This window comes from Acinetobacter lwoffii, from assembly GCF_029024105.1.
In the GTDB taxonomy this organism is placed as follows: Bacteria; Pseudomonadota; Gammaproteobacteria; order Pseudomonadales; family Moraxellaceae; genus Acinetobacter; species Acinetobacter lwoffii.
The window spans coordinates 1,402,124-1,425,613 of the sequence record NZ_CP118963.1; the positions used below are offsets into that span (position 1 = coordinate 1,402,124).

Below are 23,490 nucleotides of genomic sequence, written 5' to 3' on the forward strand. Positions count from 1 at the left end.
TTTTTAAATTAAATCAATCGTATAGGCGATAAATCCCAGTAAAACGCTCACAGCCTTTCTGCTGGCTACTGACCGCTAAAATGGCTTTACTATAGTTAAACTCATAGCGGCAGTCATTTTCATTATCGGTGATCTGGTTTTTTGTCTCAGGCGTGGTATAGGCTAAAAAAGGAACGGTCTGCTTCTCGGTCCGGTTATTTGGATTACGATATGCCAGGCCTTCAATCTTGATCCGGTCTTTGGTCAGTTGATGAATCTTGAGATGTACAGGCTGCTTGGCGATTTGTCCCTGTTCAAACTTAATATAATGCTGGGTCAGACTTTGATTCAGTGAAATATAGACATTTAAATCATCTAAACGCCATTCAAACTGCTGTTTAAAACAGTCCAGGGTTTTACATTGTTGTAAACGGCTCGCCCATAATTGTTGGCTATCTTGCAATAAGCGCACAGGTGCATCAGTAATCAGAAAAGCAGTAAAGTATTGGTCCGTGAGTTTTTCACGAGATTCAGCCAGCGATGCTGAGCAGACTTTATTCATGGCAGCCGTTTTTTGGCTGTCGTCGTTACAGTTCATTGTGATCGCCGAGCTACCTGTAGAAATCATCCCCAGACCGAGCATCAGGCTAATTATTTTCAACATATTTATATCAGTTTTCAGTAGCATGATCGCTTATACTTTCACTGTGTTACGCTTGGTCTAACTATAGCGAAATAGAAAGCAAGTGTACAAGATTTCAATGGGCTATTTCTAAAGGATGTATAAGGTGATCGCACAAATTCGTATTGGCCAGGGGCTGGATGTGCATGCATTTGAAGAAGGTGATTTTGTCACTCTGGCAGGCATTCAAATTCCGCATACTCACGGTCTGAAAGCACATTCGGATGGTGATGTAGTGCTGCATGCACTCTGTGATGCTTTGTTGGGTGCTTTGGCGCTGGGAGATATTGGCCAGCATTTCCCCGATACAGATCCTGAGTTTAAAGGTGCGGATAGCCGGGTACTACTCAAGCATGTTTATCAGCTAATTCTGGATCGTGGTTATCACCTGAATAATGCCGATATTACCGTGGCCTGTGAACGTCCAAAACTGGCTAAACACAATCTGGCGATGCGTCAAAGTATTGCAGATGTCTTGGATGTTGATGTGACTCAAATCAGTATCAAAGCCACCACCACTGAACAGTTAGGTTTTACCGGTCGTCAGGAAGGAATTATGTCCATGGCAACCGTGCTATTGAGCCACAGCAAATAAAATCAGGCAAAATAATTCGGATTAATCAAGGAAAGTTCCAGTTCCTGAGTTGCTTTACGGCCTTGTAGCTGTAGAGCAACCGCATGCATTAAACCGGTCCAGGTTTCATTCGGTTCCCAGATCTGATGCAAGTGTTCTTGTGCTGTAGGCAGATCCATATCCATATAGTATTGACGATATAAATACATCAGACAGCTGACATGGTAGTTTTGCGAACAATGTACCCAGACCATTTGCTCTTTTACCAGATGATCGATCAGGTCCAGTACCAGCAGGCATTGATTGTCTGAAGGTGTTTCCCAGGAAATCGGAACCTGAATATAGTTCAGTCCCAGCTCAAGGCAAATTTTATCTTCATGCGGCAGATACTGTTCGCTATCGGTTAGCGCCACATTGATGACAGTAGATACACCGTATTCTTTCATCAGCTGTAATTGGGTAGTGGTCGGTTGACCGGAGCTAAACAGATGTTCGTGTATGAACTGAAAATTCTCAATCTGGCTTAATGCCGTTTCAATATCATTCATCAGATAAATTTTCCTTGTTCTAGAAATGCAAACGCCATCTTGGCGATGGCGTTGGTCAGATCATTTAACGATTAGGTAAAATGTCTTTCAATGCCTCATGCATGTCGAGTAAAACTTTTTCAGTCGTTTCCCAGTCGATACAGCCATCCGTAACGGATTGACCGTATTCCATATCATTCAGGTTCGCCGGAATGTCCTGACGACCACCCTTAAGATGACTTTCTACCATAATACCAACAATTGACTTGTTTCCATCAAGAATTTGTTCGGAAATGTTTTTAAGTACAAGTGGTTGCAGGTACGGGTCTTTGTTAGAGTTGGCGTGGCTGGCATCAATCATGATCTTGGTGCTGACTTTGGCCTTGGCTAGAGCAGCTTCTGCATCGGCAACCGAGCCTGCATCGTAGTTCGGCTTGCCATTACCGCCACGCAGTACCACGTGAGCATAAGGATTGCCTGAAGTGCGAATCACAGCCACCTGGCCTTGATCATTCAGACCGAGGAAGCTGTGACCATGTTTCACAGATTGCATCGCATTGGTCGCGACCGTTAAACCGCCATCAGTACCATTTTTAAAGCCGACTGGTGAAGAAAGACCAGAAGACATTTCACGATGGGTCTGGCTTTCTGTGGTACGTGCACCAATTGCTGACCATGAAATCAGGTCTTGGTAATACTGTGGCGAGTTTGGATCAAGTGCTTCAGTGGCACATGGCAAGCCCATTTCATTCAGTTCAAGTAATAGCTTGCGACCGATACGCAGACCTTTTTCAATATTGAATGAATCATTCATGTCTGGGTCATTGATCAGGCCTTTCCAGCCTACGGTAGTCCGTGGTTTTTCAAAATAAACCCGCATCACGATGTATAAGCTGTCTTTAACTTTTTCGCTCAGTACTTTTAAGCGTTCAGCATATTCATGCGCCGCCGCCGGATCATGGATAGAACAAGGGCCAATTACAACGAACAGGCGTTTGTCTTCACCATCCAGAATTTTACGAATCGTTTCACGACCATGCAGTACGGTTTGATAAGCAGTTTCAGTCAACGGTAACTCTGCTTTAAGCTCAGCAGGGGTTACAAGAGGAATCATGCTGTGGATATTCACGTCATCAATATCTGATGCTGAAATAGGATTTGACTGTTGTGTATTCATTGCCGTCACTGGTTCGATCATACAAAAGGTTGTTTAATAGCCCGAATATAACATGAATGATGCGTCACTTTGTTATAAAAAAGATGAATACTTCTTTGAAAAAAAAGTGATGAATCGGATAGTTAACTTAAACGGACGGGGAATTTTGATTCACAATTATCATTGCTGTTTCAGCAGGTTGAGCCGGTTTTGATTTCACAGGATTAATCATGAAATTCACGCCCAGCGCAAATAGGGTAATACCTAAAATTTTGCGGATCAGTTTTTCCGGCATACGTGAGCTGAGTAAAGTGCCGACAATAATCGCCGGAATAGACCCCACCAATAACCACATGAGCAGCATGAAATCGACATTGCCTGAAGACATATGACCCAGCCCTGCAACCAGGGTCAGTAACACTGCATGCACAACATCTGAGCCAATGATACGAATCATCGGCAGATTCGGGAACATCACTACAAGTGCCATGATGCCAAATGCGCCGGCACCCACTGAAGAGAGCGTGACAAATATGCCCAAGATAATGCCCATGATGATAATGGCTACGCGCTTTTCCTTGGCTTGCAGCTTTACTTTTTCCAGATCTTGGGTCATATCCGGTAGTTCTTGTTTTCTGTATTTATTAAAAAGATTTTCGATCTGGCTACGAAACAGAATGGATAAGCCGGTAATGGTTAGCATAAAGCCCAATACCATGGTCAGGACGGCCTTGTAATGCGTTGATTGGCTCAGATAGTTATCAAGAACCCAATGTGTTGCAAAAGATGCGGGAATACTGCCAACGGCCAGCCAGATCACAATCGGCCAGACAATATTCATTTTCTTGGCATGCACAAACGAGCCACAGAATTTAGAAATCGCGGCATAGAGCAGGTCAGTACCAATCGCGATATGCGGTTCAATCCGGAATAAACTGATAAGAATTGGCGTCATTAATGAACCGCCACCGACACCGGTGACACCTACACAAAAACCTACCAGAACGCCTGCTAAAATAAATTCAATCGGACCAAACATGCATATATGCCAAAATCAAAAAACGAGCATATCTTATGACTTTTGGATATAAGTCGTTGTCTTGATTATTGATTTACTTATGCATAAAAAAGATAAAGCTAGGTGAAGAATATTAGGTGATCTTTCATGTTAATTCACTGGGTTATGTATAAAGTGCGAATATAATGATTGATTTTAACTGTCCGATTTGCCCCATTTCTGTCTAATTGAATGTACCTGTAAATGTCGATTTAATTCTTGTTATGCAAGCTCCCTTATTGACTAAGTTATTCTAAATGGTGAGTTTCTTAAAATGAGAAGATGCTTAAGCTTCTTCCGGAATAGTTACAGGATTATGTTAGAATCCCGATTCAATAAATTTCCATGCGGATCTGAGAGGAAACCCACTTGCTAAATCGAAAGCTTAAAATTGGAATCGTGGTCGGTGAAGTCTCTGGAGATACGCTTGGCGCAAAATTGATTCGCCGTTTTCGTGAGCAAGGCATTGATGCTGAATTTGAAGGTATCGGTGGTCCACAAATGATCGCGGAAGGCTTTAAAAGCTATTATCCGATGGACATTCTGTCGGTGATGGGCATTGTTGAAATTTTAAAAGATATTAAAAAACTTTTTGCTGTGCGGGATGGTCTGGTGGAAACATGGAGTAAAGATCCGGTCGATATTTTTATCGGGATTGATGCGCCTGATTTTAACCTGCGTTTGTCGAAAACCATTAAACAAAAACAGTTACCGATTAAAACCGTGCAATACGTCAGTCCTTCGGTCTGGGCATGGCGTCAAGGTCGTGTACATGGCATTAAAGCCAGTATTGATCTGGTGCTGTGCCTATTTCCATTTGAAAAAGCCTTTTTCAAGCAATGGGATGTGCCAGCAGCTTTTGTCGGACATCCGCTCGCTAGCCAATTACCGCTTGAAAATCCAATTCTGGATGCTCAAACAGAATTAGGCCTCGATCCACATCAGAAATATATTGCCTTATTGCCGGGCAGCCGTCGTGGTGAAATTGAACGTTTAGGACCTTTGGTTCTGGATGCAGCTAATATTCTGCATCACAAATATCCGGATTATACCTTTCTGATTCCTGCGATTAATGATGCACGCAAGCAGCAAATCGAAAGTTTATTAGCCACTTATCCTGAAAGCTTAAAAGCCCAGATTCGTTTGATGGAAAATATCAGCGCTGAATCCAAAATTGGCCGTCAGGTGATGAATGCGTCCAATATCATTGCATTGGCGTCTGGAACTGCAACGCTTGAAGCGATGTTGCTGCACCGTCCGATGGTGACTTTTTATAAACTACACTGGCTGACTTATCAAATTGCCAAATTACTGGTAAAAATCCCTTATTTTTCATTACCAAATATAATTGCCGGCAAAAAAGTGATTCAAGAACTGATCCAGTCGGATGCCACACCTGAAAATCTGGCAGCTGAAATTGAAAAACTGATGGATATTGAAGCAGCGCAGATTCAGGTTATGCAGCATATCACCATGCACAAGCAGCTGCTTTCTGGTAATAGTGAAGACCCGGTCAAAGCGGTACTGGCTTTAGTGCAGTAATTTTAGTCTGATAATAAAGACTGGTTCTTCTGACAATTCAGCCGGTATTGGGTCGGCGTCTGTTCAAACTGTTTTTTAAAACTTTGACTAAACGCCGTCTCGGATGAATAACCCACCAGATAAGCGATCTGCTGGATACCAAATCCACTATTTCTCAAATATTGCGCGGCGAGGCGCAGGCGGTGCTGTTGCAGATAGGCAAGGGGCGGTTCACCGACAATCTGGGTAAACAACTGGGCGAATTTAGAACGTGACATATGACATTGTTCGGCCAGACTTTCTACAGTCCAAGACTGTTCAGGTTTGCCATGAATCGCCGCCAGTGCATTGGATAGTTCCGGATGCGAAAAAGCATTCAGCCAGCTCGAGGCATTTTCCAGGTTTAAAATATAATCACGTACGCATTCAATCAGTAAAATACTGACCAGATGATCCAGAATCTTGTCACGTCCGGGACGAAGCTGCTGGGTTTCCAGTGCCAGAAACTGCAAGCCAACCTGTAACCATTCTGGCGCCGTATCACCCAGAATATGTTGAATATGCAGGTATTTAGGTAATGCACTCAAAAGAGGTTTGGCCATCTGGATATCCAAGCTAGAACGAATAGCCAGTATGAAACTATGCTCCGCCGAATTTTCCCGATTGAGATCAACACATTGCTGTGCATTGCTCTGAAAATAAGGATTAATCGCATGGTGCTCAGAAAAATCGGCATTGTCTGGGCAGGAAACATGATGGGAGGAACCTGCGGGTAATAGCACCAGATCACCTTGTTGCAGCTCCAGTCGATCACCATTTATGAACTTTAATTGGGCCTGTCCCTGTAACAGGATATAGGCCAGCATAAAAGGCTCATGCTGATAATCAAAGCCGCCTGGATGAAATACATTCAGATAAAGATATTCCGATTTTTCCAGATGAATATCATCAAAAATTTTACTTAAAGCATCCATGCCTAACTCTATTCTTCTGTTTTATTTCATTGAATTGACTATAAATTTTTTAACTTTGTGATTTTAGGCCAGAATTTGGCAGCATGTGCCAAAGACGCTGACATAGCTTTTCTGGACGTTGAATACTGTTCGCTACTGCTGAAATAATCAACTATAAGTGCAGAGTAACATAAAAAAGGAAGGTCGCAATGAATGCCCCTGCACAAATCCAGAAAGCGCAGTTTACGCAGGAAGCGTCGGCACTAAAAGGTGTCAAGCTGGATAAAAAACGTTTTGGCTGGTTGCTCAGCCCAGGTCTGCCTGTGATCGGAATGGGAATTCTGGCCGGTTATCATTTTGGTCCCAAAGCGACTAAAAAAGTCTTTGCCATGGGCGGACTATTATTACTGCACGTAATCATTCCGACTCTGGATGCCCTGATTGGCGATGATGCCAATAACCCAAATGATGAGCAGATCAAGGCACTGGTTAACGATCCTTATTATGACCGCATTGTAAAAGCATTTATTCCCTTGCAAATGGCAGCCAATGCCTTTGCCGGTTATGTCGTAAGCCGGCCAAATGTGTCTTTGCTGGATCAGGTACTGCTTGGAGTTTCTATGGGTGCGATTAATGGTGTGGGGGTGAATACCGCACATGAACTCAGTCATCGTCCACAGAAAAAAGACCATTACTGGTCTCATGCCAGCCTGATGCCTTTGGGCTATAACCATTTCCGGATCGAACATCCTTATGGACACCATAAACGGGTGGCGACACCAGAAGATCCGGCATCTTCAAAAATGGGTGAATCTTTTTACCGTTTCTGGCCACGTACCGTAATAGGCGGATTAAAATCTGCAATCCAGATTGAAAAAAGACGGCTCGAGCGTAAGGGACTGAAATTCTTTAATCAGGAAAATGAGCTGTTTCATGGTTGGGCCATGAGTGCCGGCTATCATGCCTTGATGCTAAAGGCGTATGGCAAGAAAATTATTCCTTATACACTGACACAGGCATTTTATGGCGTTAGCCTGTTTGAGATTGTGAATTATATCGAGCACTACGGACTGAAACGTGGACAGAAAGCGGATGGCAGTTATGAGCGAACCTTGCCGGAACATAGCTGGAATAACAACAATATCGTAACTAATCTGTTTTTGTATCAGTTACAACGCCATTCTGATCATCATGCTTTTCCAAGCCGTCCATTTCAGGCGTTGCGGCATTTTGATGAAGCGCCAGAATTACCCAGCGGTTATGCAACCATGCTGATTCCAGCCTTGATTCCACCTTTATGGTACAAAATCATGGATCAGCGGGTATATCAGCACTATCAGGGCGATTTAAGTAAGGCTAATATCTTGCCTTCCAAGCGTGCCAAGCTATTTAAAAAATTTGGTGTAAATAACTCTACAGCTTAATGAATTACAAAATAAAAATGCGCCGATAAAGGCGCATTTTTTGATAAATTCTGTCTAGAACCAGTCGCTTTGCATATTCAGGCAAGTATCATCCATATTCATCAATAATTTGGCCTGATGCTCAATTTCAGGGAGTTCCCAGCGAATAAAATATTGAGCTGCTTGAATTTTCCCTGCCAGAAAAGTCTGATCTTCTGCCTGCGAAGATGTGCCAAACTTGAGTTGAGCCTGATTCGCCATTTCTAGCCAGAGCCAAGATAGAATAGTTTTGCCCATCATATCCAGATACAGGCCTGAATTGGCCAAAGCGTCACTGACTTTTCCTTGATGTAAGGCCTGGCCTAAAACCTGAGTAGTTTTTTGTACAGTCGCCAGATGCTGTTTGTAGATCTCTGCGAGTTCCACTATCTTAGGTTCATGAGTCTCTGACAAGGTCTTCTGGATGCGCTGCATGAGCAGATTTAGCCCTTTGCCATTATGCTGCCAGAGTTTACGTCCCAGCAGATCCAGAGATTGAATGCCGTAAGTTCCTTCATGAATCGGATTGAGCCGGTTATCACGGTAACATTGCTCCACCGGATATTCACGAGTATAACCCGCGCCGCCCAGGACCTGAATAGCCAGATCATTGGCTTTCGGACCATAGGCAGAAGGGAAAGATTTGACCACCGGGGTGATGAGATCAAGCAGAATTGCACTATCTTCATCTTGAGCTGCCTGAAGTTCATCAATTAATCGGGCTGCAAATAAGCAAAGTGCCAGCGAACCTTCTACATATGACTTTTGCGCCAGTAGCATGCGTTTGACATCGGTATGTTCAATGATATTCACTGGTTTCGAGTCAGGTGTTTTTTCATGAACTGGCCGGCCTTGCGGACGGTTTTTAGCATAATCCAGAGATTCCAGATAGCCACGATAACCAATCATGGCTGCGCCTAGACCGACACCCACACGTGCTTCATTCATCATCTTGAACATGTATTTTAAGCCATGTCCTGGTTCTCCAATTAAATAGCCTAAGCAATTGTCATTTTCTCCAAAGCTTAAAATTGTAGATGTGGTACCTCGATAGCCCATTTTGTGCAGTAAGCCAGCCAGCTGCACATCATTAGCTTCACCGAGGGAACCATCCTCATGAGTTCTGAATTTTGGTACGATAAACAGGGAAATTCCTTTCACGCCTTGCGGCGCATCCTGAATCCGCGCCAAGACCAGATGCACAATATTTTCGCTAATGTCCTGATCGCCACCCGAAATAAACATTTTCTGGCCTTTAATTTTATAAATTCCATCTGTCTGAGGAATCGCTTTAGTGGTCAGATCGCCCAAAGAGGAACCTACATTCGGTTCGGTCATGGCCATGGTGCCAGCAAAGCGGCCACTCAACATATGCGGTAGGAATATTTGCTTTTGTTCTGGGGAGGCAAAAGCTTGTATCAGGTTCGCCGCAGCGGCTGTTAGAAAAGAATAAGCCACGGTGGACGGATTGGCCGACATGAAATAAGCATTGCAGGCCATATTCACCAAAGTGGGCAGTTGCATGCCGCCATCTGCATAATCATGCTGGGCACAAAGCAGGCCGGTATCGGCAAACTGTTGCCAGGCTGTCTTCACTTCATCAATGGTTTTGATCTGTTTGCCGTCAAAGTTCGGTTCATGCTGATCAGCTTTGGCATTATGCGGCGCAAAATAATCAGTCGCGATACCTTTTGCTGTTTCCAGAATACTGTCGAAAGTATTTTTGTCATGATCCTGATAGCGTTGCAGTTTAGTCAGCGCTTCAAGTTTGAATACGTCATAAAGCTGGAAATGCAGATCTTTATCATTAATCAGTTGGGTCACGGTACTATCCTGAATGTGCAATCCTTGAGATAGCATCAAGACTAGCAGTTGCTTTTATTGAGGAGGATTGTCAATAATGACATGAATCGGGTGAAAAGTGACAATTAGTAAAGTATGCAACAGGTGGTGATTTTAGGCTTTCATGGGGCTCTGGCTTCGGCCATTACGGGTGTGGTCGATTTATTTACCATGGCTGGCGTAAGCTGGAACCGGATCCAGCAGCAGGACGTACAGCGCCTGTTTAAGGTGAGTATCGCCAGTCCGGAGGGACATCCGATTCGGTGCATCAATGGGCTGCAGTTGCAGGCACATTTTTCTTATCAAGAGATTCAAACTGCAGATATTCTGGTGGTACCGACCATCGCTGCACCGATTCAGGATGTATTGCAACAGAATCCAGAACTGATTCATTTTTTAAAATCTGCACATGCAGAGGCGACTTTAATTGCAGGAAACTGTACGGGGAATTTTTTTCTGGCAGAAGCAGGCATTTTAGATGACCGGATTGCAACAACACATTGGGGTTTTCAGGAAGTGTTTCGTTCACGCTATCCTAAGGTGAAACTGAATGCCGATCTGATGATTAGCCGGGATCAGAATATCTATTGTGCAGGTGGAGGCCTGGCCTGGTTTGACCTAGGTTTGCATCTGATTGAGCGCTTGTATGGCTTTGAGGTGGCCATGCAATCGGCTAAATCTTTCGTAATTGATTACCGCCGTGATAGCCAGTTGTCTTATTCATTGCTGAATATTGGCCAGCCGCACCATGATGAACTGGTACAAAAAATCCAGAACTGGCTAGAGCAGCATTTTCATGAAGATTTTAGTTTGAACCAGCTGGCAGAGCAGTTTAATGTGACTGGCCGAACCCTGATTCGACGCTTTAAACAAGCCTTAGACATACCGCCCAATCAATATCTACAAGCGATCCGGATTGAAGCCGCACGTAAACGACTGGAAGAAACCGATCAAGCTCTGGATGTGATCATGCAAAATGTCGGCTATCAGGATCCAAGTTCATTCCGCCGTTTATTTCATAAAAAAACCGGTCTGACGCCGTTGGAATACCGGCGCCGGTTTAGTCGGCGCTTTTAAAAGCTTTTAATGAGAAGGCTGTACTTTTCCTGCTTTACGGCCATGCAGAAGGTAATACCAGGCCAGACAGCTTAGGGTGAGCAGCGCCGAGAACAGATAAAGCTGGCGATAACCAATCTGGTCCAGCAGCATACCCAGGAAATACGGGCCAAAACCAAGACCGGCATCCAGGGCAATAAAGAAGGTTGAGGTTGCTAGACCCATACGCTGCAATGTTGTACTTTTCACCGCAATGGTTTGACACACCGACTGGATATTCCCAAAACCAAAACCGAGTAACGCTGCACTAGAGAGTAACATCACAGAGTTTTGTGCTTGGCTTAAAAGCAAAATCCCTAATGCCATAATCACAATGGCAGGATAGATAATGATATTTTCACCTTTACGGTCCATTAAAGGGCCAGTAAAAGGACGCGAAAGCAAAATGGCAAAGGCATACATTAAGAAAAAGAATGATGCGGCTTCGACCAGATTAATGTCTTTGGCATAAAAGTGAATAAACGACAATATACCTGAATAAGAAGTAGCCACCAGCAGTACAATCAGTGCAATCGGTAGGGCATTCGGTTCAATATACTGGGCCAGTTTACTGGTGCTTTGCGAAGTAGAATCTGCTGACGAATGACCTGCCTTAAGGCGTGGTGGCTGGATGAACAAGCCACAAATCAGGCAGCTGAGCGCAACGATACTGGTAAAGATGAAAATTACCTGATAATTAAAATTTGTCATCAGCCAGATTCCGGCAAAGGGACCAATCGCTGTGCCGAGGGTGCTGCTCATGCTGAAATATCCAATTCCTTCACCACGTCGTGTGGCAGGAATGGTCTGTGCAATCACTGTACCCAGTACAGTAGAAGCCATACCCATCATAAAGCCATGTATCAGACGGATGCCTAGTAAAACTTCCAGCTTGGCCGGAATCATATACAGTCCGGAAAAGAGTAGGAAACCAGTCAGGCCAATGACAAGCGTATTTTTTAGGCCCAGACGATTCAGTAATTTTCCGATCAATAAGCGTCCGAATAGGGTGCCGACAATAAACAGACCTGATACCAGACCGGCTTGTGCAGTCGAAGCCCCTAGCTCAGCCACCGAGTAGCCGACAATCACAATCACCAGTAAGTAGAACACCAGAACCAGCTGGAAATTCACCAGACTGATCAGGATAAAATTGGGCGTCCATAAAGGCGTTTCTTGTTCTTGGCTCATTGAGGTCTGTCCTGAGATGAGGGATATAACTGCTGAATGAGTTGCATCAAGGTATTTTTACTGCCTTCAAGATCATCTGATTCAATGTGCTCAAGCAACTGATCTTCAAATGCATCGATCTGTTTGGAACACATCGCAAAGGTCTCAATTCCTTGCTCACTCAACTTGAACAGCTTTTGACGTTTGTCTTCAGTTTCGAGTTGGGCAATCAGATCGAGTTCAACCAGTTGCTGAATCCGCTTAGTAATACCGGGCTTGGATACATTGAGATAACTGGAAATATCTGCCAGCGTGCATTGTTGCTTTGACTGGATGACGTATAACACCTGCCATAAGGAATAATTTAATTGAGATGACAACAAGATCGTATTGATCTCATCGCTCATCAGTCGTGCGCAGCGTAATAACAGCGTACGAAGTCGGGGAGATTCGGAAAACATATGGTTAGTTAACCTGGGTAACTAAATTTAGGCCTAATTTACGCCTGTTTTATCCAAAGCTCAAGAGGAGAGTTTTAAAAATTATTCAGAGTAATATTTTCTTTATCAGCAAGAGTTACATAGTTTAACCTGATTAAAAAATAATCAACAAAAGACTACATACTTTTTATAACAGCCACGCCTAAGCTAGCCATGTCACTAGAAAAATTCATGACTTAAAAATTGAAGGGCAAAGATGCCAAATAACAATGCATAGGTGAAGCTTATGACTCTGGGTTTAACTGCATTAGAGTTAGCACGAATACAGTTCGCCTTTACTGTATCTTTTCATATCATTTTTCCGGCAATTTCAATCGGCTTGGCCAGCTTTCTGGCTATTCTGGAGTGGCGCTGGCTCAAAACCCAAAACCCGATTTTTCAGGATCTATTCAAATTCTGGGTGAAAATTTTCGCTGTGGCATTCGGGATGGGTGTCGTCTCTGGTGTGGTCATGAGCTACCAGTTTGGAACCAACTGGAGTGAGTTTTCCCGGGTAGCAGGCAGTGTAACTGGACCTTTACTGGCTTATGAAGTTTTAACCGCCTTCTTTTTAGAAGCCGGATTCTTGGGCATCATGTTATTTGGCTGGGGGCGAGTAGGACCCAAAGCACACTTTTTCTCGACCTTGATGGTTGCGATAGGAACCTGTATTTCCATGTTCTGGATTTTATCGTCCAATAGCTGGATGCAGACCCCACAAGGCTTTGCGATTGAAAATGGCCTGATTGTTCCGCAAGATTGGCTTGCTATCGTGTTTAACCCATCTTTCCCTTATCGTCTAGCCCATATGGCTATGGCTGCCTTTCTAGTTTCTGCCTTACTGGTCGCTGCTACAGCCGCATGGCATCTAATCAAAGGCCGTCGTGATGCACTGGTCAAGACTTCATTTTCCATGGCGATGTGGCTGCTTCTGGTACTCGCGCCCTTACAGGTCATCGTCGGTGATATGCACGGTATTAATACTCTTGAACATCAGCCAGCAAAACTGGCGGCAATGGAAGGGCACTGGGAAACCAATCATGATGAAGGCATGCCCTTATATCTCTTTGGTATTCCGGATATGGAGGCTGAAGAAACCAAATATGCAATCGGAATTCCCAACTTGGGTAGCCTGATTTTAACCCACTCGATGGATGGAAAGGTTACGGGACTTAAAGACTTTGCGCCTGAAGACCGGCCGAATTCGCTGGTGGTGTTCTGGAGCTTCCGGATTATGGTCGGACTCGGCGTATTGATGCTGTTACTGGCGTTATGGGGAGCGTGGGCACGTACCCGTGGTCGCTTTTATGAATCCCGTGCATTGCATCGATTTGCCTTGATTATGGGACCTTCCGGATTTATTGCCATGCTGGCGGGATGGTTTACCACAGAAGTCGGCCGTCAGCCTTGGGTAGTCTACGGCATCATGCGAACCAAGGATGCATTGTCTCCGGTTTCCGCTGAACAGGTGGGGCTGACCCTGATTATTTTTGTAGTTGTCTACTGTGTGGTATTTGGTATCGGAATTTACTACATGTTGCGCCTGATGCACAAAGGCCCGGATTTTATTCATACCCGACCAGATCATGAATCAGATAGCGATGTGGTTCAGGCCTCGCGTCGACCATTAAGTAGTATTCGCGAACGTATCGAAGAAGTTCCTGAACAACCGGATCAGGAGGACAAAAAATGATTGATTTATCATTAATCTGGATTGTGATTATTGGTTTGGGTGTATTGATTTATACCATTCTCGATGGTTTCGATCTGGGCATCGGCATCTTGTTTCCTTTCTTTCCGCATCAGGATGAACGTGATGTCATGATGAATACCGTGGCTCCGGTCTGGGATGGCAATGAAACCTGGATGGTACTGGGTGGTGCAGGGTTATTTGCAGCTTTCCCACTTGCTTACTCGACCGTACTCTCGGCACTGTATATGCCAATTATTCTGATGGTGATTGCCTTGATTTTCCGCGGCGTGGCTTTTGAGTTCCGCTTCAAGGCAAACCGCAGTAAGCATTGGTGGGATAAAGCCTTTATCGGTGGTTCTGCGATCACCAGTTTCCTGCAAGGCATGATTTTAGGCGCCTATATTCAGGGCATTGAAACCCGAAATGGTGTCTATGTTGGGGGTGGTCTGGACTGGCTCACTCCATTCAGTATTTTCACCGGAATCAGTGTGGTGGTGCTCTATGCGGCATTAGGCTGTGGCTGGCTCATCTATAAAACCGGAGATGACTTACAAGATCGAATGTTTAAACTGATGCCTAAGCTGATTATTGCCTTGCTGATCATATTGGGTGCTGTCAGTATTTATACGCCGTTAACTCATCCTCAGATTGCTGAACGCTGGTTTAGTCAGCCACAATTTACCTATTTTATGCCAGTTCCAGTTCTGGTTCTGCTATTTACCTGGCTGGCCTTACGTGCCTGTAAAAGACGTAGTGAATTAGGCCCATTTACCTATATGCTTGTTCTGGTTTTCCTTGCTTATACCGGATTCTTGATTAGTCTATGGCCATATATTATCCCGCCGAGCGTGACTATCTGGCAGGCAGCAGCGCATGAAAATAGCCAGCTATTTGCCTTGATTGGTGCCTTGATCCTGATTCCTATTATTGTGATTTATACGGGTATGTCCTATTGGGTATTCCGGCATAAGGTCAGGGTCGGCGATGATGGCTATCATTAAGGAGTGGTCATGAAAGGCAAACAGGCATTATGGTTTGTAGGATTATGGCTGGCAGGATTTTTAACGCTGGCCCTGATTGCTGGCGCATTCCGCTTTCTGGTGCATTTGGCTTATTAAATTAGTAAAACTAAAAAAATGAAAAAAGTGATCTGAATGTACTGATCACTTTTTATTATTTGCCATTTATCTTTGATAAAACCAAATTTACGATTTTACCTGTTTACGATAAACACTTGGACGTACAGGACGAGTATGTTTCCAAAGGCCTTTTTTCTGTTTCTTGGCTTTATTTTGCAGTTCCATCATATAGCGTAAATGGGTTTTGTCCTTGATATATTCTTCATAGACCCACGCTGCACCACGTTTGACAATCTCTTCATTGATATTTTTGCGATAGCGATAGACGACACCCACACAGCGACCATAACGGTCAATGTCGGTTATCTTGACCCGAACCATTTTATTATTCACCATGCTTTTGACCAGACGTTGCGATTCCTTGCCATAGGCTTGTGATGATTCAGGGGCATCGACAAAAGCAAAGCGCAATTTGGTCTCAGAGCGACGAATATTAAAACGGTAGCAGGTGAGGGTATCACCATCACTTACGGCTTTTACACGGCACCAGTATTTTTTGCCTTTCTTAAAGGGGCGGAAAACATCTTTTAAATAAACTGTAATTTTATGCAGCAGATAATAAGAAAAACACAGCAGTACGAGGCCCAGCACAATTTGCCAGGTGATGGAGAGATTTAACAAAGGCAAGATCCAAATCAGCAAAACCAGCTGTAAAATCACAGCTAAAAGTCGAGCCATTTTAGAGCAAAGCCAGTAGATCTACGGCTTAAAAGCTAATCACTCAGTGTTTAGTTTTGTACCAGCTAAAATAGCCTAAGTATATTTTTCTACTGAAAAGATGAAGATGCAACCATCTAAACTTATATAAAAATAGCCTAAGTAAACTTGCATTCCTTTATAAATAGCCTAAGCAAAAATTTTATAAATTTCACTTCTCAAAAATTGATGTCTTTTATTCTCTTGCAAATCCTTATGCCAATACATCCCCATATTAATTTTCGGCAGTTCCACAGGGACTTCAAAAATATTTAGACTGGTAGCCAATTGTAAATGTACCAATACATTTTTAGGAATAGTCAACATAGCTGTCTTTTGTTGTTCCAAAATTTGCAGAGCAGTTGAGTAATGCTGACAGCGTAAAAAAATCTGTCGTGAATATTGTTTACGGCTTAAATAAATATCCTCAACTAAAACGCCGGTACGGCGTGATGACACGCCAATATGCGGTGAGGCAAGATAAATCTGTTCACTCATTTCTGTTAATTGTGTACATACTACAAATTCATCTTGCACCAGGCGTTCAAACTGAATTTTATCAGCAATGTTTTGTTCCAGATCTATGACAAAATCGATCTGTTGAGAGGCGAGGTCTGCTGCTATATTTTTACGGTCCAGTTTCATGCTGCTAAGCTGAATTTCTAGATTGAGTTGCTGAAAGTGCTGAACGAGTCTGGGAAAGATCATTGGTTCAATTTCATCATGAACGGCAATTTTCAAACTCTGAATCATTTCTGGTCTGAACTGCTGATGTTGTATTGAAATATTTTGAATTGCAAAAAGTGCATTCTTCAGCTCAGGATAGATCTGTTCCGCAAACGGCGTAGGTTGCATTTTGCTACCAGTACGTACAAATAAATCATCCTGTAAATGCTGCCTTAAACGTTGTAAAGCATGACTAGCAGCAGACTGGCTGATTGATAAAATTTGTGCAGCTTTAGAAATACTGTTCTGCTCATAAATTGCCATAAAAAGCGGATAAAGGTTAATGTCGATACGATGAAAATTTCGCAGGTCCATGACTGTTTTAGAATGAATACTATGCATAATAATGTATGGGATAAAATCATTTTATTCATAATAGGTTTTGGGTTAAGGTGTTGTAAAGTGTATGAATTAGAATATTTAGAGGGATAAAGAGATGTTTGAGCTTTCAGCACGTGCACAAGATTATTTAAATAGAACCAAAAAATTTATTGCTGATGAAATTGAACCAGTTGAAGCTGATTTCTGGCAGCAGGTTCACGAGTTGAATCAAGGCAGTGACTGGACCAAATGGCAATGGCCAGCAGAACTGGAAAGCTTAAAAGCCAAAGCCAAGGCAGTTGGCCTTTGGAATATGTTTCTCCCTTGTCCTGAGCTTGGCCAGGGTTTATCAGTTCAGGAATATGCGCATATTGCCGAACTTTCCGGTCGTAGCCTGATTGCACCAGTGGTATTTAACTGTAATGCGCCAGATAGCGGCAATATGGAAGTATTGTGGCGTTATGGTTCTGAAGAACAGAAACAGCAATGGCTGATGCCACTTTTAGAAGGAAAAATCCGTTCGGTCTTTTGTATGACTGAACCTGCAGTCGCATCCAGTGATGCGACCAATATGCAGGCAACGGCGATGGTGGAAGGTGATGAGATTGTTCTCAATGGCCGTAAATGGTGGTCATCAGGTCTAGGCGATCCAAATGCCAAAATCATTATTTTTATGGCGCATACTCCAGATGAAACAAAAGACCGTCATCATCAGCATTCGATGGTTTTAGTTCCTGTGGATACTGCCGGCGTTAAAATCGAACGCATGCTACCTGTATTTGGTGACTACGATGCACCACATGGCCATGGTGAAGTTAGCTTTGAAAATGTCCGCGTTCCGGTAGCGAATTTTATTGGTGGCGCCGGTCAGGGCTTTGAAATTGCCCAAGGTCGTTTAGGACCAGGCCGTATTCATCATTGCATGCGCTGTATCGGGGCTGCGGAAAAATCCTTAGAGTTGATGATTGACCGAGGCATGAGCCGGACAGCATTTGGCAAAGAGATTTTAAAACTTGGCGGCAATCTGGAACGTGTCGCGGAAGCCCGGGTTGCAATTGATCAGGCACGCCTTTTGACCTTGTATGCCGCCTATAAAATGGATACTTTAGGGAATATGGCGGCACTGACTGAAATTTCTGCAATTAAAGTCGTTGCGCCAAGTGTGCTGGAAAAAGTTGTCGATATGGCAATCCAGATCCACGGCGGTGCCGGTGTCTCTCGTGATACGCCACTGACCGGATTCTTTGCCCAGGCACGTGCCTTACGTTTGGCTGATGGCCCGGATGAAGTGCATAAGGGCATGATTGCCAAACTGGAACTGGCAAAACGTGGCTACAGTACACGCCACAAAAAATAAACTGGCTTAAATAGAAGATTGCAACGTATTAAAAAATTTTAAGGAAAAATTATGGCGGTTATTGATGTAGGTGGAGCAGTTCGTGCAGGTGAAGAACTGGATGTACAAGCCATCACCAATTGGCTAATTCAGCAAAATGTGAATGTTGAAGGCCCTGTGCAAGTGACCCAATATTCAGGCGGAGCTTCAAACTGGACCTACCGTTTACAGTATACCAATGCCGATCTAATTTTACGTCGTCCGCCGCAAGGTACCAAAGCCAAATCAGCCCATGATATGGCACGTGAATATCATGTACAAAAAGCCTTGTCTGAACATTATCCGGTGGTGCCTGAAATGGTGGCGCTTTGTCAGGATGAATCAGTGATTGGCTGTGATTTCTATGTCATGAAACGTCTGGAAGGAATTATCCCTCGCGCCAAAATGCCACCTGAGCTGCAGCTTACTGAATCCGATATCCGGATTTTATGTATCAATGTGATTGATAAACTGATCGAACTGCATCAGGTTCCTTATGTTGGTACTGAATTGGAAAAATTAGGCAAGGGTGAAGGCTATTGTCGCCGTCAGGTAGAAGGCTGGGATGCTCGTTATGAAAAGGCCAAAACGCTGAATGTTCCATCGTTTAAATATGTACGCAACTGGCTTAAGGATAATATTCCTTCAGATTCTAAAACCTGTGTCATTCATAATGACTGGCGTTTTGATAATGTCATCTTAAATCCGGAAAATCCAACGGAAGTGATTGGTGTACTGGACTGGGAAATGGCCACCCTTGGCGATCCGCTGATGGACCTAGGTTCTGCCTTGGCTTATTGGGTGGACGATACAGACAATGCTATCTTTAAAGCGACACGTCGTCAGCCGACCAATCTAAAAGGTATGTTCACCCGTAAAGAAGTGGTGGATTACTACTTGGGAAAAACCGGCCTGCAACCGGAAAACTGGGCGTTTTATGAGGTGTTCGGGATTTTCCGTCTCGCGGTGATTGCCCAGCAGATCTATTATCGTTATTACCATAAACAGACTAATAATCCTGCCTTTAAAGATTTCTGGGTGGTGATTCATGCCTTGCATATTCGTGCCTTAAAACTGATTGGCAAGCAAAAACTGGAAGCCAATGAGATTGCGCAAAAGTATGTGCTTAAATTTAAAGAGATAATGCCAAAATGACTACCATTTACTTGATCCGGCATGGCCAGGCCTCTTTTGGCGCAGAAAGTTACGATCAACTTTCGCCCAACGGCGAGTTACAGGCAAAGCTTTTGGGGCGCTATTTTGACGAAATCCTGAAAGAAGCGCCTTATGTGGTGGCTGGCTCCATGCAACGCCATCAACAGACAGCACAATTATCACTGGACGAATGTTTTCCGGAAAGCGAGATTCTGACCGATAGTGCCTGGAATGAATTTAATCATCACCAGGTATTCGCCCGTTATGAGCCGCGCTTTAATCAGCCTGAATTGCTGAAACAGGATGTATCGGAACATGAAAATCCACGGGATTATCTGAGCAAGATTTTTAGCGGTGCAATTGCACGCTGGACTGGCGATGATTATCACCATGAATATGATGAATCTTGGCCAAGTTTCAAAGCACGCGTGGAAAGCGGCTTAGAAAATCTGTGTGACCAGTTGTCCAAAAGCCGTCCGCGCTATGCAGTGGTCTATACCTCAGGTGGTGTGATTTCTGTTGCAGTGGGTAAAATTCTAGGGCTGAGCCCGGAGAAAACCTTTGCCCTGAACTGGGCGATTACCAATACCAGTATCACGACACTACGTCTGGTGGGTAATGAGCCTCAGCTACTCAGTTTAAATGAACATCATTTTATTAAAGCACAGCGTCCAGACTTATTGACCTGGATTTAAAATGAGATTGAAAACCTAATACGCTACAAAAATAAAGGAATAGGGTAAATACATGGCTAAAACAATTTTAATTACCGGTGCAAGTTCAGGGATCGGCGCCGGTATGGCACGTGAATTTGCAAAAAAAGGCTATAACCTGGCGATTTGTGCACGTCGCCTGGAGCGTCTGGAAACCTTAAAGCAGGAACTGGAAAGCCAATATGGCATCAAAGTCATTGCTAAAACTTTAGATGTCACCGATTACGATCAGGTTTTTGAGGTTTTCCGCGCGTTTAAAGCAGACTTCGGCACCATTGACCGGATTATCGTGAATGCAGGTGTAGGTGAAGGTCGCCGCATCGGTAAAGGTAATTTCGCTATCAATAAAGCCACAGTAGAAACCAACTTTATTTCGGCATTGGCACAATGTGAAGCTGCAGTGGAGATTTTCCGCGTCCAAAACTCTGGTCATCTGGTCATGATCTCATCCATGAGTGCAATGCGTGGTATGCCAAAACACTTGACTGCTTATGGCGCAAGTAAGGCAGGGGTCGCTCACTTGGCTGAAGGCATCCGAGCTGAACTGATCGATACGCCAATAAAAGTGACTACCATTTTCCCAGGGTATATTCGGACTGAAATCAATGAAGGTGCAAAAAAGCTACCTTTTGAAGTAGATGAAAAAACTGGTTCGCGTTTATTGGCAGCAGAAATTGAAAAAGCGCCAGTGAAAGCCTATGTACCAAAATGGCCTTGGTTGCCATTAGGGCTGGCTATGAAAGTATTACCACTTAAACTGGTGAACAAGTTAGGTTAAAAGCGCTCTTAGATCTATAAAAAGAGAAGCTATGGCGCTTCTCTTTTTATTTTTATGACAAAATGAGAAAAATTTCTGAATCAGGATTTTTTTCTAAAAAAATGTATAGCTTGAATTTACAGAAAAGCGAAATCTTATAAATTCTAATATATTGATTATTAATATAATTTTTTAAATTATCAAAAATTATGTTTTTATCTTATGGATGAATTTGCAATTAAATCAATTACTTTTAATTTTTCATTTCCTGAGCAAGAACTTCTTTAACTTTTCCTAATTTTCGCCAATTTTAAGAACTTTTCCAAACTGTCCAAAACTTAGACATACTCACTCTAAAAATAGAAAGATAACTTCTCTTTTTTAGAATTTCCTTTAATGTACAACCGTCCAGAAATTAAAGGTTGTCCATATGTCTACATCTGCGGATATGACTGACCAGCAGCGAATCTCCAAGGTCAGAAGTATCGTTACCCAGGCCGGGGAAGAGGTGCGTGCTCGTTATCCCATACTCAAACATCAGAACTTTATCGGTGCGAGTATTTTAGGCTTCGCCTGGGCAGGCATGATTGCATGCGCGGTAGCATATGGAACAGGTTATCTCTCAGTATGGTTTACCATTCCCTTGATTGCGATTTTTGCATCATTGACCCATGAATTGGAACATGACCTGATTCATTATATGTATTTCAAAAAAACACCTTGGGCACATCATTTGATGCTGGCACTGGTCTGGTTGGCACGTCCAAACACCATTAGTCCGTGGGCACGTCGTCGTTTACATTTGCATCATCATAAATATTCAGGCACTGAACATGACCTGGAAGAACGTGGCATCAGTAATGGTATGCCTTGGGGCATTCGCCGAATTCTGGTGATTAGTGACCAGTTAATGTCAGTGTATTTGCGTCCATTTCAGATGTTTAAAATGATTCATCTCTTTCTGGAAAAACAGCCTGAAAAAGAACGTAAAATTGCCATGATTTCTCAGTTATTCGGCTTTTTACCTCTCAGCATTATTTACTATGGATTGTGCTATCTGTTTGTGGTCTTTCATGGTTTAAATGCGGTTGCACCACTGTTCGGTTATGAGATGCTCTGGTCGCAAGGTATTGTCGACGCCATGCCGATCGTAAATCTGCTGGCAGTCATCTGGGTGATTCCGAACTTTATCCGTTCTTTTAGCTTGCAGTTTGTCAGTTCAAATATGCATTATTATGGCGATATTGATCCACGTGATGTGATCAAACAAACCCAAGTGCTCAATCCATGGTGGATGGTCCCGTTCCAGTTATTCTGCTGTAATTTTGGTTCGACCCATGCGATTCATCATTTTGTGGTCAAAGAGCCATTTTATATCCGTCAACTGACGTCCAAAACGGCGCATAAAGTGATGAAGGAAGTGGGCGTGCGTTTTAATGATGTAGGAACCTTTAAGCGTATGAATCGCTGGAATGACTATAAAATTTAATCTTTGATTTCCATAAAAAATCCCGTTTTTAAGCGGGATTTTTTTTATATTTATCCTTGGTGATTTATTCAATGTCAAAAAGCTATCTAAGCCTATATTTTGCAAGAATCCTATCTTAGTTAAATTTAGGTGAACATTCATTTAAAATGACTGTTGAGGAAATAGTTCAAAAGAATAAACTCAGGTAAAATTAAGTATATCCCTATATAAATTAGCCCGCTATGTTGCTGAAAGCCGCCACCATTGCCTTGATTCCTGCACTTGTCATTCAGGGTAATCGTGTCAAGAAAAATACCCTAAGACTGCCGGAACCTGAAGGTGCACGTGAAGGTCAAACCGGAACCGGCAACAAACTGTCTCTGCTGATTTTAGGGGATTCCGCGGCGGCAGGGGTAGGAGTAGAACATCAGGATGATGCATTACTGGGTGCAATTCTGCATGAACTGAAAAATGACTTTGAAATTGACTGGAAATTACAGGCCAAAACCGGTGATACCAGCTCAAAAGTAATTCATGCTTTGGACCAGATTGAAGTCCAGCAATATGATGTAATCGTCACGTCGGTTGGCGTCAATGATGTGACCAAACTGATGCCTGCCGAGGTCTGGATTCAGAAGCAGGAACAGCTTTATAGCAAAATCCAGAAAAAATTTGGTCCGAGACTGATCATTGCTGCCGGTGTGCCGCCAATGAATATGTTTCCGGCGTTACCAAATCCTTTGGCTTGGCTATTTGGCCAGTATGCTAAACAGATGAACCAGCAACTGGAAAATTTTGTGAATCAGCAAGTGAATATGCAATGGATTGAATACGATATTGAGAAGTATCGTGCCATGAATTTACAAATGGCTGCAGATGGTTTTCATCCGAGTAAGGAAGTTTATACACTTTGGGGACAAGAAGTAGCTGGCAAGATTCGGAAGACCTTCTAAAATAGTTGGAATCTCTC

General features: G+C 43.3%; 23 protein-coding genes. 13 read left to right on the forward strand and 10 right to left on the reverse strand.

Annotated elements, in window-relative coordinates; translation table 11 throughout:
- Window positions 1-13 precede the first annotated feature (13 nt).
- The gene (locus tag PYW33_RS06845; RefSeq protein WP_004647098.1) at window positions 14-667 is read right to left on the reverse strand and encodes an A1S_1983 family putative colistin resistance protein; all 654 of its coding nucleotides are present in this window, start codon (window positions 665-667) and stop codon (window positions 14-16) included.
- A gap of 100 nt (window positions 668-767) precedes the next feature.
- Between PYW33_RS06845 and ispF the strand changes: the two genes are divergently transcribed.
- The gene (gene ispF, locus PYW33_RS06850) at window positions 768-1,256 is read left to right on the forward strand and encodes a 2-C-methyl-D-erythritol 2,4-cyclodiphosphate synthase (protein ID WP_004280465.1); all 489 of its coding nucleotides are present in this window, start codon (window positions 768-770) and stop codon (window positions 1,254-1,256) included.
- Between the two features lie 2 nt (window positions 1,257-1,258).
- Here ispF and PYW33_RS06855 read toward each other — a convergent pair whose 3' ends face one another.
- The 3 genes from PYW33_RS06855 to PYW33_RS06865 all read right to left on the reverse strand — a co-directional run bounded on the left by PYW33_RS06855 (window position 1,259) and on the right by PYW33_RS06865 (window position 3,957).
- Entirely contained in the window at window positions 1,259-1,783 is a 525-nt protein-coding gene (locus PYW33_RS06855; protein WP_004280464.1) for a protein tyrosine phosphatase family protein, read from the reverse strand.
- Between the two features lie 64 nt (window positions 1,784-1,847).
- A complete protein-coding gene (locus tag PYW33_RS06860; RefSeq protein ID WP_174766804.1) occupies window positions 1,848-2,939 on the reverse strand; it encodes a 3-deoxy-7-phosphoheptulonate synthase in 1,092 nt (363 codons plus the stop codon).
- A 127-nt stretch (window positions 2,940-3,066) separates the two neighbouring features.
- Window positions 3,067-3,957, reverse strand: coding sequence for a sulfite exporter TauE/SafE family protein (locus PYW33_RS06865; protein ID WP_004647097.1), 891 nt, complete (start codon window positions 3,955-3,957; stop codon window positions 3,067-3,069).
- Window positions 3,958-4,344: 387 nt separating this feature from the next.
- Here PYW33_RS06865 and lpxB point away from each other — a divergent pair, with 387 nt between their 5' ends.
- Window positions 4,345-5,517, forward strand: coding sequence for a lipid-A-disaccharide synthase (lpxB, locus tag PYW33_RS06870; protein WP_004647096.1), 1,173 nt, complete (start codon window positions 4,345-4,347; stop codon window positions 5,515-5,517).
- Between the two features lie 2 nt (window positions 5,518-5,519).
- Here the strand turns inward: lpxB and PYW33_RS06875 are convergent, their stop codons facing one another.
- The gene (locus PYW33_RS06875) at window positions 5,520-6,470 is read right to left on the reverse strand and encodes an AraC family transcriptional regulator (protein WP_004647095.1); all 951 of its coding nucleotides are present in this window, start codon (window positions 6,468-6,470) and stop codon (window positions 5,520-5,522) included.
- 188 nt (window positions 6,471-6,658) lie between these two features.
- Here PYW33_RS06875 and PYW33_RS06880 point away from each other — a divergent pair, with 188 nt between their 5' ends.
- Window positions 6,659-7,873, forward strand: a complete 1,215-nt coding sequence (locus PYW33_RS06880) for an alkane 1-monooxygenase (RefSeq protein ID WP_004280457.1) — start codon at window positions 6,659-6,661, stop codon at window positions 7,871-7,873.
- 54 nt (window positions 7,874-7,927) lie between these two features.
- Here PYW33_RS06880 and PYW33_RS06885 read toward each other — a convergent pair whose 3' ends face one another.
- Window positions 7,928-9,751, reverse strand: coding sequence for an acyl-CoA dehydrogenase (locus PYW33_RS06885; RefSeq protein ID WP_004647094.1), 1,824 nt, complete (start codon window positions 9,749-9,751; stop codon window positions 7,928-7,930).
- A gap of 78 nt (window positions 9,752-9,829) precedes the next feature.
- Here PYW33_RS06885 and PYW33_RS06890 point away from each other — a divergent pair, with 78 nt between their 5' ends.
- Window positions 9,830-10,810 (forward strand): GlxA family transcriptional regulator, encoded by a 981-nt coding sequence (locus PYW33_RS06890; protein ID WP_004647093.1) that lies wholly within the window; start codon window positions 9,830-9,832, stop codon window positions 10,808-10,810.
- A gap of 6 nt (window positions 10,811-10,816) precedes the next feature.
- Here the strand turns inward: PYW33_RS06890 and PYW33_RS06895 are convergent, their stop codons facing one another.
- The gene (locus PYW33_RS06895; protein WP_004647092.1) at window positions 10,817-12,019 is read right to left on the reverse strand and encodes an MFS transporter; all 1,203 of its coding nucleotides are present in this window, start codon (window positions 12,017-12,019) and stop codon (window positions 10,817-10,819) included.
- On the reverse strand, window positions 12,016-12,459 hold the full coding sequence (locus tag PYW33_RS06900; protein WP_004647091.1) for a MarR family winged helix-turn-helix transcriptional regulator: 444 nt from the start codon (window positions 12,457-12,459) through the stop codon (window positions 12,016-12,018). Before PYW33_RS06900 ends, PYW33_RS06895 begins: the two co-directional genes overlap by 4 nt.
- A gap of 265 nt (window positions 12,460-12,724) precedes the next feature.
- On the opposite strand from PYW33_RS06900, the gene PYW33_RS06905 reads away from it, so the two are divergent.
- From PYW33_RS06905 to PYW33_RS06915, 3 genes are read left to right on the forward strand one after another with little or no spacing between them, the layout of a single operon-like run.
- Complete coding sequence (locus tag PYW33_RS06905) at window positions 12,725-14,170, forward strand: cytochrome ubiquinol oxidase subunit I (protein ID WP_004647090.1); 1,446 nt, start codon at window positions 12,725-12,727, stop codon at window positions 14,168-14,170.
- On the forward strand, window positions 14,167-15,171 hold the full coding sequence (cydB, locus tag PYW33_RS06910) for a cytochrome d ubiquinol oxidase subunit II (RefSeq protein WP_004647089.1): 1,005 nt from the start codon (window positions 14,167-14,169) through the stop codon (window positions 15,169-15,171). The genes PYW33_RS06905 and cydB overlap by 4 nt, the downstream gene beginning before the upstream one ends.
- Before the next feature lie 9 nt (window positions 15,172-15,180).
- On the forward strand, window positions 15,181-15,288 hold the full coding sequence (locus tag PYW33_RS06915) for a hypothetical protein (protein WP_004647088.1): 108 nt from the start codon (window positions 15,181-15,183) through the stop codon (window positions 15,286-15,288).
- Window positions 15,289-15,375: 87 nt separating this feature from the next.
- Here PYW33_RS06915 and PYW33_RS06920 read toward each other — a convergent pair whose 3' ends face one another.
- Complete coding sequence (locus PYW33_RS06920; protein ID WP_004647087.1) at window positions 15,376-15,987, reverse strand: thermonuclease family protein; 612 nt, start codon at window positions 15,985-15,987, stop codon at window positions 15,376-15,378.
- Between the two features lie 168 nt (window positions 15,988-16,155).
- Window positions 16,156-17,073, reverse strand: a complete 918-nt coding sequence (locus tag PYW33_RS06925; RefSeq protein ID WP_004647086.1) for a LysR family transcriptional regulator — start codon at window positions 17,071-17,073, stop codon at window positions 16,156-16,158.
- Between the two features lie 94 nt (window positions 17,074-17,167).
- On the opposite strand from PYW33_RS06925, the gene PYW33_RS06930 reads away from it, so the two are divergent.
- From PYW33_RS06930 to PYW33_RS06955, 6 genes are all read left to right on the forward strand, one after another.
- Window positions 17,168-18,409 carry an acyl-CoA dehydrogenase family protein gene (locus PYW33_RS06930; protein ID WP_004647085.1) on the forward strand — a complete coding sequence of 414 codons (1,242 nt, stop codon included), beginning with the start codon at window positions 17,168-17,170 and terminating at the stop codon, window positions 18,407-18,409.
- Window positions 18,410-18,460: 51 nt separating this feature from the next.
- Window positions 18,461-19,582: a phosphotransferase family protein gene (locus tag PYW33_RS06935; RefSeq protein ID WP_004647083.1), complete on the forward strand. Its 1,122-nt coding sequence runs from the start codon at window positions 18,461-18,463 to the stop codon at window positions 19,580-19,582.
- Entirely contained in the window at window positions 19,579-20,277 is a 699-nt protein-coding gene (locus PYW33_RS06940; protein ID WP_004647082.1) for a histidine phosphatase family protein, read from the forward strand. Before PYW33_RS06935 ends, PYW33_RS06940 begins: the two co-directional genes overlap by 4 nt.
- A 52-nt stretch (window positions 20,278-20,329) precedes the next feature.
- Window positions 20,330-21,073: an SDR family oxidoreductase gene (locus PYW33_RS06945; RefSeq protein WP_004647081.1), complete on the forward strand. Its 744-nt coding sequence runs from the start codon at window positions 20,330-20,332 to the stop codon at window positions 21,071-21,073.
- Window positions 21,074-21,482: 409 nt separating this feature from the next.
- Complete coding sequence (locus PYW33_RS06950; RefSeq protein WP_004647080.1) at window positions 21,483-22,541, forward strand: fatty acid desaturase; 1,059 nt, start codon at window positions 21,483-21,485, stop codon at window positions 22,539-22,541.
- Between the two features lie 221 nt (window positions 22,542-22,762).
- Window positions 22,763-23,473 carry an SGNH/GDSL hydrolase family protein gene (locus tag PYW33_RS06955; protein ID WP_004647079.1) on the forward strand — a complete coding sequence of 237 codons (711 nt, stop codon included), beginning with the start codon at window positions 22,763-22,765 and terminating at the stop codon, window positions 23,471-23,473.
- Window positions 23,474-23,490: the final 17 nt, after the last annotated feature.

Excerpts from the sequence above, each read along its gene's own strand:
- PYW33_RS06925 (WP_004647086.1), bottom strand. The coding sequence starts at position 17,073 with ATGCATAGTATTCATTCTAAAACAGTCATGGACCTGCGAAATTTTCAT.
- PYW33_RS06885 (WP_004647094.1), bottom strand. The coding sequence starts at position 9,751 with ATGCTATCTCAAGGATTGCACATTCAGGATAGTACCGTGACCCAACTG.
- PYW33_RS06855 (WP_004280464.1), bottom strand. The coding sequence starts at position 1,783 with ATGAATGATATTGAAACGGCATTAAGCCAGATTGAGAATTTTCAGTTC.
- PYW33_RS06860 (WP_174766804.1), bottom strand. The coding sequence starts at position 2,939 with ATGAATACACAACAGTCAAATCCTATTTCAGCATCAGATATTGATGAC.
- PYW33_RS06900 (WP_004647091.1), bottom strand. The coding sequence starts at position 12,459 with ATGTTTTCCGAATCTCCCCGACTTCGTACGCTGTTATTACGCTGCGCA.
- PYW33_RS06935 (WP_004647083.1), top strand. The coding sequence starts at position 18,461 with ATGGCGGTTATTGATGTAGGTGGAGCAGTTCGTGCAGGTGAAGAACTG.
- PYW33_RS06955 (WP_004647079.1), top strand. The coding sequence starts at position 22,763 with ATGTTGCTGAAAGCCGCCACCATTGCCTTGATTCCTGCACTTGTCATT.
- PYW33_RS06915 (WP_004647088.1), top strand. The coding sequence starts at position 15,181 with ATGAAAGGCAAACAGGCATTATGGTTTGTAGGATTATGGCTGGCAGGA.
- PYW33_RS06950 (WP_004647080.1), top strand. The coding sequence starts at position 21,483 with ATGTCTACATCTGCGGATATGACTGACCAGCAGCGAATCTCCAAGGTC.
- PYW33_RS06930 (WP_004647085.1), top strand. The coding sequence starts at position 17,168 with ATGTTTGAGCTTTCAGCACGTGCACAAGATTATTTAAATAGAACCAAA.
- PYW33_RS06845 (WP_004647098.1), bottom strand. The coding sequence starts at position 667 with ATGCTACTGAAAACTGATATAAATATGTTGAAAATAATTAGCCTGATG.
- PYW33_RS06905 (WP_004647090.1), top strand. The coding sequence starts at position 12,725 with ATGACTCTGGGTTTAACTGCATTAGAGTTAGCACGAATACAGTTCGCC.
- cydB (WP_004647089.1), top strand. The coding sequence starts at position 14,167 with ATGATTGATTTATCATTAATCTGGATTGTGATTATTGGTTTGGGTGTA.
- PYW33_RS06940 (WP_004647082.1), top strand. The coding sequence starts at position 19,579 with ATGACTACCATTTACTTGATCCGGCATGGCCAGGCCTCTTTTGGCGCA.
- PYW33_RS06875 (WP_004647095.1), bottom strand. The coding sequence starts at position 6,470 with ATGGATGCTTTAAGTAAAATTTTTGATGATATTCATCTGGAAAAATCG.
- PYW33_RS06890 (WP_004647093.1), top strand. The coding sequence starts at position 9,830 with ATGCAACAGGTGGTGATTTTAGGCTTTCATGGGGCTCTGGCTTCGGCC.
- PYW33_RS06895 (WP_004647092.1), bottom strand. The coding sequence starts at position 12,019 with ATGAGCCAAGAACAAGAAACGCCTTTATGGACGCCCAATTTTATCCTG.
- PYW33_RS06865 (WP_004647097.1), bottom strand. The coding sequence starts at position 3,957 with ATGTTTGGTCCGATTGAATTTATTTTAGCAGGCGTTCTGGTAGGTTTT.
- PYW33_RS06880 (WP_004280457.1), top strand. The coding sequence starts at position 6,659 with ATGAATGCCCCTGCACAAATCCAGAAAGCGCAGTTTACGCAGGAAGCG.
- PYW33_RS06945 (WP_004647081.1), top strand. The coding sequence starts at position 20,330 with ATGGCTAAAACAATTTTAATTACCGGTGCAAGTTCAGGGATCGGCGCC.
- PYW33_RS06920 (WP_004647087.1), bottom strand. The coding sequence starts at position 15,987 with ATGGCTCGACTTTTAGCTGTGATTTTACAGCTGGTTTTGCTGATTTGG.